General features: G+C 32.2%; 9 protein-coding genes and 1 riboswitch. Of the genes, 5 read left to right on the plus strand and 4 right to left on the minus strand.

The features are described from left to right. Positions 1-129 precede the first annotated feature (129 nt). The 4 genes from B5X81_RS04395 to B5X81_RS04410 form a co-directional block, all read right to left on the minus strand. Entirely contained in the window at positions 130-1,170 is a 1,041-nt protein-coding gene (locus tag B5X81_RS04395; RefSeq protein WP_139380247.1) for an ABC transporter substrate-binding protein, read from the minus strand. Positions 1,171-1,541: 371 nt separating this feature from the next. Beyond that, the gene (gene iadA, locus B5X81_RS04400; protein WP_079489691.1) at positions 1,542-2,684 is read right to left on the minus strand and encodes a beta-aspartyl-peptidase; all 1,143 of its coding nucleotides are present in this window, start codon (positions 2,682-2,684) and stop codon (positions 1,542-1,544) included. Positions 2,685-2,698: 14 nt separating this feature from the next. Next, complete coding sequence (nhaC, locus tag B5X81_RS04405; RefSeq protein ID WP_079489693.1) at positions 2,699-4,135, minus strand: Na+/H+ antiporter NhaC; 1,437 nt, start codon at positions 4,133-4,135, stop codon at positions 2,699-2,701. Between the two features lie 212 nt (positions 4,136-4,347). Next, positions 4,348-6,345 (minus strand): sigma-54 interaction domain-containing protein, encoded by a 1,998-nt coding sequence (locus tag B5X81_RS04410; protein ID WP_170917277.1) that lies wholly within the window; start codon positions 6,343-6,345, stop codon positions 4,348-4,350. Positions 6,346-6,576: 231 nt separating this feature from the next. Between B5X81_RS04410 and recQ the strand changes: the two genes are divergently transcribed. From recQ to B5X81_RS04435, 5 genes are all read left to right on the plus strand, one after another. Continuing rightward, a complete protein-coding gene (recQ, locus tag B5X81_RS04415; RefSeq protein ID WP_079489696.1) occupies positions 6,577-8,760 on the plus strand; it encodes a DNA helicase RecQ in 2,184 nt (727 codons plus the stop codon). A 96-nt stretch (positions 8,761-8,856) separates the two neighbouring features. Further along, positions 8,857-9,567: a purine-nucleoside phosphorylase gene (gene deoD, locus B5X81_RS04420; RefSeq protein ID WP_079489697.1), complete on the plus strand. Its 711-nt coding sequence runs from the start codon at positions 8,857-8,859 to the stop codon at positions 9,565-9,567. 148 nt (positions 9,568-9,715) lie between these two features. Further along, positions 9,716-11,170 (plus strand): sigma-54 interaction domain-containing protein, encoded by a 1,455-nt coding sequence (locus B5X81_RS04425; protein WP_079489699.1) that lies wholly within the window; start codon positions 9,716-9,718, stop codon positions 11,168-11,170. 43 nt (positions 11,171-11,213) lie between these two features. Then, positions 11,214-12,572, plus strand: coding sequence for a carbon starvation CstA family protein (locus tag B5X81_RS04430; protein ID WP_079489700.1), 1,359 nt, complete (start codon positions 11,214-11,216; stop codon positions 12,570-12,572). A 485-nt stretch (positions 12,573-13,057) separates the two neighbouring features. Beyond that, a riboswitch (molybdenum cofactor riboswitch) is annotated at positions 13,058-13,176 on the plus strand. A 238-nt stretch (positions 13,177-13,414) separates the two neighbouring features. Continuing rightward, positions 13,415-16,327 (plus strand): molybdopterin-dependent oxidoreductase, encoded by a 2,913-nt coding sequence (locus B5X81_RS04435; protein WP_079489702.1) that lies wholly within the window; start codon positions 13,415-13,417, stop codon positions 16,325-16,327. Positions 16,328-16,388 lie beyond the last annotated feature (61 nt).

Here is a 16,388-nt window from a genome sequence, read left to right on the forward strand (position 1 = left end):
AGGTCTAGTTAACCAACTAAATAAACAAAGGAGGATGTCCCGATTAAGGGCAAGAATAATTTATCATATATTAAAAAATATTATATAATGCTTAGGTTGAAGTATAATGATATACCTATAAGCATATATCTATTTTACTGCAGATTTAACCTTTTCAGCTACTTCTTCAGAAACCCATTTAGTCCATATCTTTTCGTGTTCTTTTATAAACCATTTGGCAGCAGCTTTTTCATCAACATTATTTTCCTTCATATAACTTAAAGCCTTTGCAGTTATTGCTGAACTTGTCTTATAATTTTTTAGAAATTCAACAACATCTGGAGCAGTATTTACTAAATCAGCATTTACGCAAACTGTCACATCAACAGGTTTAAACTCACATAAATACCCATTATTCCATTTCTCTTCACTGTATTCAGGTTCTTCCAATAAAGTCATATCGTACATACCTGTAATCCATGTAGGTTCCCAATAATATCCTACCCAAGGCTCACCCATTTTGAAGGCACTGACTAGTGAAGTGGATAAAGAAGAATCTGAGCCTGGATCAAAAACATTATAATACTTTGATAATCCATAGTTTTTTACTTTAGCTGTAATAACCTCATTCATTTCCCACACTGAAGGAGCATTATATATTCTTCCTTTGGTTTTATCCTCTGGGTCTTTAAAAAGATCAGGATATTTCTTTAAATCCTGTATTGTTTTTAGATCAGGAGCCATAGGTTCAATACCTCTTTCCTTATCACCTTTAATTACATAGGTTGGCACATATAAACCCATGGCATTATCATCAAAATTAGTTGATACTTCTAATATTTCACCATTTTTTATACCTTCATCATATTGTTCGGTAATAGTATTTTGCCATAATTCCATATGTACATCTATCTGTCCCTTCCTAAGACCTAAAACAGTAATGGGAGTTGTTCCAGGAGTACTTTCGGTTTTATAACCCAAACCATTTCTAATAATTATTCCAGCAACTGAATTATGGAATCTAAGACTATCCCAGCCTGCATCAGCGAAGATTATTGTATCTTTGCTAGTTTCTTTTGTTGTTCCTTCATTTATTGCTTCTTCATTGGATACTTTACTACAAGCAGCAAGCAGTATTAAGGGTAAAATAATCAATGGTAAAATTATGTAGCTTCTTTTTATTAATTTCAAAATCAATACCTCCTATTATACAATAGAGATAAACGACTTAAAGGTTAATAAGTTGTTTATCTCTATTTTTCAATTTAAATTATTTAAAGTTCTATTATAGAAATTTAAAAAAGCAGCTATAACTAACAACTTTTTTGAAATTTTAAGTTGTTAGCCCGTCTTTAATTGTAACACTAAAATTGGTAAATGTAAAATGTTATATTGTCTATACATTGTGCAATTCTGCTAAATCTTAATTATGCAATTTCCTCAATTGTTATCTGGATTGTTTTTTAAGAATATAATTTTTAACGTGAAAACAACAAAAACGAAAAAGGTGCCCGAAGACACCTTTAAAAATACATGAATTATCCAATATAAATAATATCACTTTACTCATATGTTCCCTTTACTAAAGTTTTACCTTCATGGATCATTAGCTTTCCATTGGCTATTACTGTCTGTATATTATTATCGTCATCCAGTAAAAGAATATCTGCATCTGAATTTTCTTTTATGGCACCTTTTTGTGGATATAAATCAAGGGCTTTTGCCACATTTGATGTAATAAATTTAAGAGCTTTTTCAAAGTCAAAATTTAGTTTTCCTATCATTGTTAGAAATTCTTTATATAAACTGCTAACTTGAGATACACCAATTTCAATTATATTTCCCTTGTCATCATATCGAGACCAACTTCCATATCCATCGGAGCTTATGGTTATATTTTCTAAAGGAACTCCTTCCTTTTCTGCATTTTGTATCACTTTACCTGGACTTAAATCTTCATAAATACCGCAAGTTAAGTCTATAAATCCACCTAGCTTTGCATATTCAAAGCCTTCCATCAAAAGTTCTTTTTTTCTATTTACATGGGTAGGTCTTATTGTTTTTATAGGAATATCAGTATTATTAATAACTTCTGTTATTGGTTTTAAACCTCTCTTACCATTGCCCATATGAGCTACAACTATTCCTGCCTTTCCAGAAAGCATTGCAGCAACTCTTACATCTGAAGCTAACCTTGATAATTCATCATTTGTTAGACTAGAAGATCTATGATCTGAAATAGCTATTTTACTACCAATTATTTCTTCAATAAAAACGATATCTTTTTTAACAGAACCAGTAATTGTTATCGGTGGATATCCGTAAGAACTAGTAATGGCATAGGCTGTGATCCCTTCTTCGTTAAGAGCTTTAGCCTTGGCCACAAGATTTTCTACACTTCTTGTGGTACCGTCTGTTCCAAGGAGTCCCACTACAGTTGTGATACCTGCCTGAGTAAGCTTAGATAATGTTATTTCAGGAGCTCTTGTCTTAAAGCTGCCTTCACCACCACCTCCGGTAATATGGACGTGTTGATCTATAAAACCAGGAACCATTTTTCTTTTATTCCCATCGATTACTTTGATTTTACTATTGAAAATTTCTACTTTTTCTTCAATAAGAGTTATTTTCCCATTACTTATAAGAACATCTTTTTTTCCAATATATTTTGGAGAATAAACTTCTACATTTTTTACTAAAATCATAATATTTTCACTCCTTATACGTTTTTTCCATTTTTCTTAGAAGGTTTATCAATGTACTCTATTCCAATACCAGTAAATGCGAGTATAATGGCAAATATTATTCCTGTATAATTTAATACTGCCCATGGAATATATTCAATAGTTGGAACACCTAGGGTTGCTGTCATATAAGCTCCTGCAGCTGACCAAGGTATTAATGGGACTAAAACTGTTCCAGAATCTTCTAGAGTTCTTGAAAGATTCTTAGCATGTAAATTTTTCTTTACATATACATCCTTAAAAAGCTCTCCTGGAATTAATATGGTTAAATAGGAACTTCCAGTAACAAAGGCCACTGTAAAGCATGATGCTATTGTAGATAGAATTATTCCACCTATAGACTTTACTTTTGACATTAATTTTTCAAGGACTACATCAAGCATGCCAGAAACACTGACAATTCCTGCAAAGCCCATGGCACAGAAAATTAGTACAGTGGTACCTGTAACAGAAGCAACTCCTCCTCTGTTTATTAAGCTTGTAACTTCGTTAATAACTTCCCCTTCATAACCAGTCATACTAACATTAAATCCACTGATAAGAGAAGCGAATCCATCTTGAAAGCTGAATCCTTGTATAAAAACTCCAAGTAGTACTGAGAATAGACTTGTTCCAAGCATTGTAGGAATTGTAGGCCATTTTTTAAGAGAACCAAGTAGTATAAATAATGTAGGTAATAATAAAATGATATTCCAGTTAAACATTCCATCCAGCTGTTGAAGCATTGTATTTACATTTTCTGGTGTACTCATTTCTCCAGAGGCACCAAACCCAACTATTAAATATACTATAAGGGAGACAATTGTTGCAGGTATAGTTGTATAAAACATATGTTTTATATGTTCATACAATTCACTTCCTGCAGCTATAGGTGCTAGATTAGTAGTGTCAGATAATGGTGATATCTTGTCTCCAAAATATGCACCTGCAACTATAGCTCCTGCTGTTGCAGGAAGTGACACACCAAGGCCCCCTGCTATTCCCATAAGGGCAACTCCAATTGTTCCTGCTGCACCCCAGGATGTACCTGTTACTATAGATACTATTGCGGTTATTATAAATGCAGTGACAAGAAGAAACTTTGGATTAACTATTTGAACTCCGTAGTAAATTATCATAGGCACTGTTCCGGAAAACATCCAAGAACCTATAAGAAAACCTACACTCCATAAAATAAGTGTAGCAGGAAGGGCCTTAGCAATTTTTTCAATAATAGCTCCCTGCATATCACTCCAATCATAACCTAAACTTAGGGCAATTATTCCAGCAACAAAGGCTGAAATCACAAGAAGAGGTTCGGTTTTTAGACCTAAATAACCGTAACCAATTGCCAGTGATAAAATCATAAAAACAATAGGTGTAACAGCTTGTCCAAAAGTAGGTTTTTTCTTTTTCCTTTCTAATTGATTCATAAATATCCTCCTTAATAAAATTATTAGAATTTGATTACAACAATATATATCCGCAAATAATGTGCCAACTGTTCTGATGATTCTATATATTGAAAATTGTTTGTATTGTACTAGTGTTTTCAAGGGTTTTGCAAAGATGAAGATTTGATTTTATTAAGGGGAAGCAAAAACAAAAGGATAAAATCATCCGTTTGATGGATATTTATATCCTTTTATTTATATTCTTCTAATGCTTTCAATCCAAGTTTATTTATTGTTAATCCTCGTTTTCCATCTTTTGAGACGATGAGATTTTTTTCTTTAAGTTTTTTAATTATACTTCTTATTTTACCTTCACCTAAATCTAAATTTTGGTTTTTGGCGTGCTGAGCCAATTTACTTCTTCCGATCCCATTATTTTTTTCAATTTCTTTTAAGACCCATAATTCATTAATATCAAGTATAATTCTTTTACTTTCATACATTCTTTCCATCATATGATGGGGAAGGGAATATAAAGGAAATTTTTTACCTTCATAGATAATAGATAGATATTCAACTAAATTTATAAGTTCTCTTACATTTCCTCTCCAATTATAATTTTTCAGAAAATCTTTAGCGGTTTTCTCAAACAAGTCATCTAAAGTTTTTATATTTTTATTGTTAAAATATATTGAAATGAAATGCATGAGTAAATAGGGAATATCCTTTTTCCTATATCTAAGGGGAATAGTTTTAAGTGGAAGTATATTAATCCGGAAAAAAAGGTCTTCTCTAAATTTACCTTCAGATATAAGTTTTATTAAATTTTTATTAGTGGCAGCTATAACTCTAATGTCAATAGGAATTTCTTCAACCCCTCCAATTCGTCTTATTTTTTTCTCCTCAAGAACTCTTAAAAGCTTAACTTGAAAATCTAAAGGAGCATCTCCCACTTCATCTATAAATATAGTTCCCCCGTTGGCTATTTCAAAAAGGCCAGCTTTACCTTCTTCTTTAGCCCCAGTAAAGGATCCCTTTTCATATCCGAAGAGTTCACTTTCAAGTAAAGTAGGAGTAATGGCTGTAATATTTACAGGTATAAAGGCATTTTTTCTTCTGTAGGAGTTCATATGTACTGATTGAGCTATTATTTCTTTGCCAGTACCGTTTTCACCTTGAATTAATATTGTGGCATTAGTTTTTGAAAATTTTGCAGCTTTTCTGAGAATATCCTTTACCTCTTCGGTTATAGTTAGATAATCTTCAAATGTATAAAATTTTTGTGCTATTCTTTTTTCATAATTTCTTCTGATTTTGTGGTCTAGCTTTGCTATTTTATCTGTATAATTTATGGTAATAAGATACCCGGATTTTTCTTGAAAAGTTATTTCATCTACATCAATTAAAACTTCTTTTCCTTCTATGTTTGTAATAAATGAGTTGTTTTTATTATTGAATATGTCAATAGTATCTATTAGCTTTGAAATTTCTTTTGTAAGCAGATCTTTTCTAGTTTTGCCAAACATAGATTTGATTTTGGAATTAATACTAATAATTTTTCCATCATTATCGATATAAATTATTCCATATTCTACATTGTTTACGATAGCTTCAAGAAGCTTTTTAGATTCTATGGCTGATTTTCTATTCTTATCTATGGATTTAGATATTTCAACTATATCTTTAATATATTCTGTCACGAGGCTTTCATTTAGGACTCCAGTTATACCAAATGTAGATATTATTTCATAAATTGTTCCTATATCAAGTATCCTGGTTCCTATATTTATTAAATGCTTAACACAATGGGGAGATAAATCAGCTTCACCTGGAGTTATGGCGATTTCTAGTTTGGGATAGTCAACACAACCAGGATAAAAAGGATAATATTGCACATGATCAAGGCCTATTTCAAGTAATTGCATTATTGCTTGAAGGGCAGCTTGTTCACTATCGTTAACCAGTAAAACTCTGGTTCCTACTGGCAGAGATATAACATCTTTAATATTTTTATGGTCTATAACTCTTCTTGCAATAAGATAAGGGGTACTTTGATCAAAATATTTATATGTTATTTTTGCAATAAAATCACTGGTAAATAGAACTAAATTACATTTTAAATCTGATTTATATACATTAGACATTATTATAACTCTTATATCAAATTTTTCTCCTGTTATACTCTTGAGCTGATTTGCTATTCTATTTCCAGTCCCTTGGCTTCCGCTAACTATTATAAGCTTTTTCATATAAACCTCCATAAGTACTTATTTAAGAAAACTCTATTACTATATTATATGATAATTTAAGTTTATCAAATAATTGATATGATTACATAAAATATTCACTTAGAACAAAAAAATTCATTTTCTAGAATAACAGGTTAATTTATAGGTATGTTATAATTTAAATTGATAGGATAACGGAAGGATTTATGAATTTAATACATATATTTAAGGAATTTGTAAAGGAGTAAAAATATGAACATATATAAAGCTTTAAAAATGTATTTTGGATATGACGAATTTAAAAAAGGGCAAGAAAAATTAGTTAATGGCATAATTGAAGGAAGAGATGCTTTAGGTATAATGCCTACAGGTGGAGGAAAATCTCTTTGCTATCAATTGCCAGCTGTTATTCTAGAAGGGGTAACAATAGTAATTTCTCCTTTAATATCTCTTATGAAGGATCAGGTTGATTCATTAAATGAAATAGGAATAGAAGCAACCTATATTAACAGTACATTAGAGTATGATGAATTTATGTCCAGGGTGGATGATATAAGAAGAGATAAATATAAAATAGTGTATGTTGCTCCAGAACGTTTAAATACAGGGTTATTTGAAAATCTTATTAAATATATGAAAATTTCTTTAGTTGCAATTGATGAAGCTCATTGTATAAGTCAATGGGGACATGATTTTAGGCCAAGTTATCTTGAAATACCTAGATTTATTAAAACATTAAATACTAGACCTATAGTGGCAGCATTTACTGCAACTGCCACTAAGGAAATAGTAGAAGAAATAAAAAGATTAATAGAATTAAAAAATCCATTAGAAGCTATAACAGGTTTTGATAGGCCAAATTTATATTATCAGGTTGTTAAGACCAGTAATAAGCTTAACTATTTACTGGATTATTTAAATAATAATTTTGAAGATGATTCAGGAATCATATATTGTGCAACAAGAAAAACTGTTGAATCATTGGTAAGAAGGTTAAATGACAAAGGCTTCTCAGCTATCCCCTATCATGGAGGTATGGGATCCAATATACGACAGAAAAATCAAGATGATTTTATATTCAACAAGGCTAGAATAATTGTTGCAACCAATGCCTTTGGAATGGGAATAGACAAGCCCGATGTTAGATTTGTTATTCACTATAATATGCCTAAGAATATGGAAGCCTATTATCAGGAGGCAGGTAGAGCGGGAAGAGATGGAGAAAAAAGTGAATGTCTTTTAATGTATTCTCCTTCAGATGTAGTAAAGCAAAAACTCATAATACAAAATAATGAGCTTACTGAAGAAAGAGAAAGACTATTATATAAAAATCTTCAATATCTTATTGATTATTGTCATACCAATGACTGTTTAAGAAATTGTATATTGAAATATTTTGGTGAAGATATTAAGAATAATAAATGTAATAATTGTAGTAATTGCTTAGATGAAACAGAAATGGTTGACATTACTGTAGAATCACAAAAAATTTTGTCATGTATATATAGAGTTAATGAGAGATATGGAATAAACACTATAATACTTGTTTTAAAGGGGTCTAAAAGTAAAAAAATATTAGAACTGGGACTTAATAAGGTTTCCACCTATGGAATAATGGAGAATTATAATAATGATTCAATAAAAGAGATAATAATGCATTTAGTTTCAATGGGATATATTTATATAACAGCCGATAAATTTCCAATACTAAAATTAACACAAACATCAAAAACGGTATTAAAGAATCAAGTAAAAGTATATCATAAGAGGAATCTTGTAGAGCAAAGATCTACTTCAAATAAAGATGATTGGATTAAGAAAGAAATTAATATCCACTTTGATAAAGAGTTGTTTAATAGACTTAAGGAATTACGAAAAGAAAAGGCCCAAGAAAAGAATGTTCCAGTATTTATTATTTTTCATGATAAGGCTTTAAAGGAAATGTCAGCATATTACCCTCAAAATAAAGAAGAATTCTTAAAGATAAAGGGCGTGGGATTCAAAAAGTACGAAAGTTATGGAGGTGATTTTACAAAGGCAATAAAGGATTATTGTTTAGAAAAGAAAGTAGATGTTCACGAGGCTAGGAAGAAAAACATAGTAAAATCCGATGAGAAAAAGTCGAAAGCCAATAGCAGTTTAAATAGATATGAATTAACCTACGATTGTTATCTTGGTGGTTTATCATTGAAAGCAATAGCTGATAAAAGGGGGTTAACAGAGATCACAATACTTAATCATCTGAAGAGATGTCAAGAAGCTGGTAAGGAAATTGACTGGTCAAGGTTTTTGGATGATCCATTAAAGGAAGAAAGGATATTGGATACCATAAAGGAATTTGGATTGGAAAAGCTAAAACCCATTAAAGAAGCTTTGCCTGATAAAATAACTTATCAAGATATCAAACTTGTAATTTGCAAGAATGATTTAGCCTAGTATAATTCTAGGTAATGACAAGTAAACATGTTTATCATATAATATAAATTAAATAGATATTAACATTATTAACCAAAAAAGGAGAGGAGAATTAATATGTCAAAGAGCACACCACATATAAAATCAGATAATATAAAAATCGCAGAGACAATTTTACTACCAGGAGACCCACTACGTGCAAAATATATAGCAGATAATTTTTTAGAAAATGTAGTACAGTTCAATGGAGTACGTAATATGTTAGGATTTACTGGTGCCTATAAAGGAAAAGAAATTTCTGTAATGGGAACTGGTATGGGAATGCCTAGCATGGGTATTTATTCTTGGGAATTAATAAATGTTTTTGGTGTAAAAAACTTAATTCGTGTTGGTTCATGTGGAGCACTGCAAGAAAATTTAAAGCTATATGATGTGATTTTAGGAATTGGAGCATCGACCAATTCTAATTATGCTTCTCAATATGAATTACCAGGAACCTATGCTCCAACTGCATCCTGGAAGCTTTTAGAAAAGGCTAAAAAAATTGCAGATGAAAAAAATATAGATGTACATATAGGAAATATATTATCCAGTGATATTTTTTATAATGATAATCCCGATGCCATAAAAAAATGGATGAACATGGGAGTATTGGGGGTTGAAATGGAAGCAGCTGCCCTATATATGAATGCAGCAAGGGCTGGAGTTAATGCTCTTTGCATATTGACTGTTAGTGATAATATTCTGACACAAGAGGAAACTACTCCAGAAGAAAGGCAGACAGCCTTTACTAAAATGATGGAAATTGCTTTAGAATTAGCTGAGTAGAGAAAATAACATAATATAAAAAATGTCTTTGTTGTGTCTTTGTTTTTATATACAGAGACATTTTTTATATTAAATTTTGATTTGACCATAAAAAAGAATTGGTATTTTATTTAAGAAAGCTAAATTCTTATATTGTAGGTGATAAAAAATGGATATTAATTTTATTTTACAAAATAAAAAATATATACATGAAATATTATCAACTATTAATGAAGAAGTATATTTTATTGATGAAAACATGGACATTGTTTATGTAAATAAGGCTGCACAGAAAAATGGTTTTGATGAAGATAGAGTACTTAATCATTCGATATTTAAGGTTTTTCCTTATTTGAAAAAAGAAAACAGCTCATTTGTTAAGGTCTTCTCTACAGGAAAGCCTGTAATAGGAAGTATATGCACATATATTACTAATAGAGGTGAACGGAAAATCAGACTGACTTCAACCTACCCGATAAAGGAAAATGGTAAAGTTATTGGTGCTTACGAAATTGGAGAAGATATATCAGGGCTTAGCAGACAGTCGGAAGAGTTGGCTTCAAACCCTAAAATACATAATAAAAAGGATATTTTATCATACTCAAAGGATAAAACTGATAAATTTTATACACTTGATTCTATTATAGGAGAAAGTCCTAGTATTAAAAGATTAAAGGAAAAGTTATTAATGTGTGCAAACAGCCAGTCTAATGTTTTAATTTATGGGGAAACTGGAACAGGAAAAGAACTGGTGGCTCAGGCGATTTATTCTCTTAGGAAGGATTCTAAAACATCACCCTTTATTGTTCAAAACTGTGCTGCTATACCTGAAACTTTACTGGAGAGTATATTGTTCGGTACTGTTAAGGGAAGTTTTACAGGAGCTGAAAATCGTCCAGGATTATTTGAGTTTGCAAATGGGGGAGTGTTATTTTTAGACGAAATTAACTCAATGCCTATAGGTCTTCAAGCAAAAATACTTAGAGTTATTCAAGAGAGAAAGGTTAGACGAGTTGGTGGAGAAAGGGAAATTCCAGTGAAATTTAAATTAATTTCTTCAATAAACGTTAGGCCACAAGTACTTTTAGAGAAAGGAGAAATGAGGAAGGATTTGTATTATCGACTTAATGTTCTCTATTTTGATATTCCTCCATTAAGAGAAAGAAAAGAAGATATTCCCAATTTAGTTCAAGTTTTTATTGAAAAATATAATAAAAAACTAAATAAAAGAATAATTGGTATAGATGAAAAAATGATGGAAAGCTTTATGGATTATGACTGGCCTGGAAATATTCGTGAATTAAAAAATATTGTGGAGCGTTTTATGAATATGACAAAGGGCAAAGTTATTAGATTTGATAAGGAGGAATTTGCATCTTATCTTGTTATAAAACAAAAGGATGTTTATTCTAAGAGGATTAAAAAAGAAGGAAGAGTAAGACTAAGGGAAGCTGTTAAAGATTTGGAAATTCAAATAATAGAAGAAAACTTAAGACTAACCAGGGGAAATATTTCTAAAGCAGCTAGAGATCTAGATATACCTCAACAAACCTTAAACAATAAAATTGACAAATATAATCTCCGTTTTTTTGTTAATAAATTAAGAGGGATTAAAGATTTATAAAAATAGGTTTAATTTTCTATTAATTCCAACATTTTACCTAAAAATGGGTAAAAAAACCGGTAAAAACTTGGGTAGAATAGGGGATAAATTTATACAAACTAAGGAAATTCTACGGAAAATATTATTTGAAAATTGGATAAATAAAAGTACTGGTAAGTTGTTAAGTGCTTTGTATCTAGTTTCAAGCTTCCTTGTAACTGCTATGTTTTTAGTAGTTATGTCCAATACCGTAGTAAGCGTACCCGAATCTGGAATACCTGTATTACTATTAATTCCAATGGCAATGCTATTTGGCATATGTCTTAAGAAAAATCTACCCCTATTACCAATGTCAATTATATTTGTTATAGCTATTTTAGGAATATGTGCAGTAGGAGCAAATTATCCATTACATTTAAAATATAACACATGGGTTATTGTTTTTTCAATTTACACCTTTTTTGCTATAAGTTTACCAGTTTGGTTACTATTAGCTCCAAGGGATTACTTAAATACTGTTTTAGTAATCGGTGGTATGATTTTAGGAGCAATAGCTATATTGATTGTAAGACCGCCTATTTTGATGCCAGCTTTTGTAGGATTCAATAGTATAAGCGGGCCACTATGGCCAATGCTTTTAGCCACTATAACATGTGGTGCTGCTAGTGGAGTACATGGATTAATTTCATCTGGAACAACCTCTAGACAATTAGCTAATCAGAAAGATGGTTTTCTTGTGGCTTTTGGTGGCATGCAAGGGGAAACCTTTATGGCAGGTATTTCAGCTGCTATGATTATGGTGATGTTCAATTATAATGAATTTTTAAATATAGCTTATAAAAATCCTGGAGGAGCTTTTTCCCAAGCCTTGGGAAATTCTTTGAGCATGTTAGGGATAGATCCTGTATGGGCAACAACCATTGGAGCGTTAACTTTTAGTGCATTGCTGTTAACTACTTTAGACTCTTGGGCAAGGGCAGGAAGATATGTTATGCAAGAGCTTGCAGGAGAAAAAAGCATAATATCCAAGAACTCATGGATATCCAATGCAATTTATATGGCTATAGCAATATTTATTATGATAACGATTCCATATATGGATTTATGGTCAGGAATTGCCATAGGGTCTTTAACGCTTTTAACTGTACCATTATGTCTAATGATTGTTAAGAGGTATGAAGAGGAAAAACCCTTCAACTTTAAATTTAATTTGTTTGTAACGGGACCTTTAGCTTTTGTCTATCCTAGCGCTGTGGCAGCATTAATTTATCAAATCAACGGTTTTATTAAGTCTCAAAACTGGGTTTCCCTTGCTATGATTTTATTTATGACTTATACTATAGGATCTTTGACTGTATTTACTGTTAAAAGATTAAATAGGATCAAAGAAGCTAGAGATTCAAGGAAATTAGAAGAAGTGTAGTTAAGATTATAAATATAAATTATTATAAAGATAAATTTCTTTTAGTTCTGAATAATCATATATAGAAAAGTCTATATATGATTAAACTAAAATAATTTTGGAATTACCTTTGTTTCTTAATCATTATGAATGTATATCTAAAGATATAGAATAATAAAGCGGCAAATATTCTACACTGCAAAATTTATATGCATATTATATACAGGTTATTAGCAAAACAATTTTGCAGCAAGTATATATTAAGTGCTGCTAGCTAAATTATATAAGCTTGGCATTAAAATTGCTTATTTAAGTATACATTGAGAAAATTACATAATTTTAACTTGGCTAAGTTGCATAATATATGTAGTATGTCTTTGTAGGTTTTAAAGCTATATATAGTAGATAGTTTTTGCTGAAGGTAATTATGCGATTTGCTCAATTAAGAAATTATTAAAGATAAACAAATTTAAGCTTTAATATATTTCAAATAAAAAATGCAGCTGAAAAGTAAATATCTCCGAGTCTATATTCCTAAAGATATATCTATGGAATTAAGACCGTTAGGGTGTAATTAGAAATAATTATGCCTTCCATTGTGAAAAGGAGAAATATTTAGATATATAATTTATAATAGTCATTGATATAGATAAGTGCTTAAGAAATTTAACTAATTCCAGGAGCCACTGAGAATCTACTTCCGTTTCTTTAGCTTCTCAGTCACATATCTATATAAGGTATTTTAAATTATATTCTTTATAAGTTTGCATTATCTAAAAACTCCTTTCGCTTTTAAAAGAAAGGAGTTTTTTAAATTATAACTTAAATAAATCCAGACTAAAAAATTAAGGAGGTAAGAAGAAATGAAATTAAGGAAAATGTGGTTAAATATCAATGGAGCAAAGCGTATGGTTGTTTGTAATCCAGAAAAAGATTCCCTTGCTGATGTTTTGAGACGTATGGGCTTAACAGGTACTAAAGTTGGCTGCAATACTGGTGTATGTGGATCGTGCTCCGTTATTCTTAATGGAAAGGTAATTCGCTCCTGTGTAAAGAAAATAAAGACCGTAGAGGAATATAGCAAAATTATTACAATTGAAGGGATCGGTACTCCTAACAGTTTGCATCCTTTGCAAGTTGCCTGGATGAATTGTGGTGCTGTACAGTGTGGATTCTGTACACCTGGTTTTATTGTTTCCGCATATGGGCTATTGATGGAAAATGATAATCCTACCCGTGAAGAAGTTCGTGATTGGTTCCAAAAGCACCGCAATGTCTGCCGTTGTACAGGATATAAACAACTTGTTGACGCAGTTATGGCAGCTGCAAAGGTTCTTAGGGGAGAAGCTAAAATTGAAGATATTACCTTCCAGCTGCCTGAAGATAATGAGTGTTATGGAAAGCCTCTTGTTCGTCCTTCTGCACTTTCAAAGGTAACGGGGTTGGCTGATTATGGTGATGATGTAGAGCTTAAGATGCCTGCTGAAATCCTTCATGTGGCAGTAGTACAGCCCAGAGTTGCTCACCATGCAAAAATTCTTAATATTGATAGCTCTGAGGCTGAAGCAATGCCTGGTGTTGTAAAAATTGTCACCCATAAAGATATAGAAGGTACAAATGTCATGGCAGAAGCTAATTTACATGAACGCAGTACAATTACTCTTCCCAGTCGTAAAGTTCTTGCTGATGATAGGATATTCCGTTATGGTGATGTTGTGGCCTTAGCTATTGCCGATACAAAGGATCATGCTAGAGCTGCAGCTGCAAAGGTTAAGGTTGAAATTGAGCAGCTTCCAGAATATCTCAGCTATCTTGAGGCAGTTATGCCTGATGCAATGCGTATTCATGAAGATACACCTAATATTGTTGCAATGCAGCCGGTTTTAAAGGGTGCAGGTCTTGAAGATGCTTCGAGGGTTGTAGAAGTAATGGATAATTCTCCTTACAGTGTAGAGGGAAGCTTTTATTCATCCCGTGAGCCCCATCTTTCCATAGAAGGAGATATTGTTCAAGCTTATTTCGATGAAGATGGATTTTTAACCTTTCAATGTAAGTCCCAAGGGTTATATACTTCAATTAGCCGTATAGGTAATTCTATAGGTGTACCTATGGATAAGATGCGTATTGTTCAAAATTTTACAGGAGCTAGCTTTGGTTGGTCTACAAATGCAGGTGATCTTTGTCTTGCTGGTGCTGCTGCTGTTGCTGTTAAAAGGCCGATTTCTTTATCAATGAGCTATGAAGAACATCAGCACTTCAGTGGAAAACGCTGTCCATGTCATTCAAATGGTCGTGTAGCCTGTGATGAAAAGGGTAAGATTACTGCTGTAGAGTTTGATTTTGGTATGGATCATGGTGCTTATTCCTGGGGTGCTGACCATGTGATAGAGAAACCCAGTCGTTTTGCATTTTTCCCATACCGTGTTCCTCATGTTGCAGGACTTACACGTATAGCTAATACAAATCATAATTATGGTACAGCATATAGAAGCTATGGTTCTCCTCAGGCCTATACTCTCTCAGAAGCTCTTATGGATATGCTTGCAGAAAAAATTGGTATGGATCCCTTTGAATTCAGATGGGCAAATATAGCGAGACCTGGTGATACCAATATTAATAGTTGTTCATTTAAAGAGTATCCTATGGAAGAGATGATGGAGAAAATGCGTCCTTATTATGAAAAAGCTGTTACTGAGGCAAAAGAAGCCGATACTCCTGAAAAGCGTAGAGGAGTAGGGATTGCATGGGGAGGATTTAACGTAACTGAAGGTGGAACTGATCAATGTACTATTATACTTGAACTGGCATCTGATAACACTATAATTAAATATGACACTTGGCAGGAAATGGGTCAAGGTGGGGATATAGGCTCCTTAATGGTAACCTTAGAAGCTTTAAAACCTCTTGGCATAACCCGTGATAATATTAGACTCGAGCAGAATGACACTAAAATTTGTCCCGATGGTGGAATGTCGGCAGCCAGCCGTTCTCATTATATGAATGGGAATGCTACAAAAATTGCTGCTGAGAGGCTTATGAATGCTATGCGTAAAGCTGACGGAACCTATAGAACTTATGCTGAGATGGTGGCTGAAGGTATTGAAACCAGATATGAAGGTAAATATGAGTGCACTGCAACTCCTGGTATTACTCGACTTGATCCTAACACTGGTATTGGTGACCCGACTCCAGCTTATACATATGTTCTAAATTTAGCAGAGGTAGAAGTAGATACAGCTACTGGAAAGACCACAGTTATAGGTTTTACTTGTGTATATGATGTTGGAAAAATAGGCAATATTCAAGCTGTCAACGGTCAAGCCTACGGTGGGATTTCCCATAGCATTGGATTTGCCCTTAGTGAAGATTATAGTGACGTTAAAAAACATAAAAATATTGCTGCCAGTGGTGTTCCTTATATCAAGGATATTCCCGATAAAATTAATCTTATTCCATGCGAAACTATTCGTCCTGATGGACCTTTTGGTTCTTCTGGAGCTTCTGAAGCATTTCAATCTTCTGGGCATGTGGCTGTTCTAAATGCTATTTACAATGCCTGTGGTGTACGTATTTATGAAATCCCTGCTAAACCTGAAAAGGTAAAGGCAGGATTAGATATTCTTGCAAAGGGTGGAAAAATTGAACCTCCTAAGAAGTACTTCTTGGGTTCTGATTTATATGAGGAGCTGGAAAATATTAAGGCAAACCCTGTAGCATTCCGAGGACATGAGATGTTTGAAGCATTAGGAGATAGTCCTGATCAAAAATTCTTCTAATAATATTTTGGACTTGATTAATTAGTGCCCATACTGCCTTTATAATAGAAGTTTGGGCACT

The sequence above is a fragment of the Maledivibacter halophilus genome, assembly GCF_900167445.1.
Classification (GTDB): Bacteria; Bacillota; Clostridia; order Peptostreptococcales; family Caminicellaceae; genus Maledivibacter; species Maledivibacter halophilus.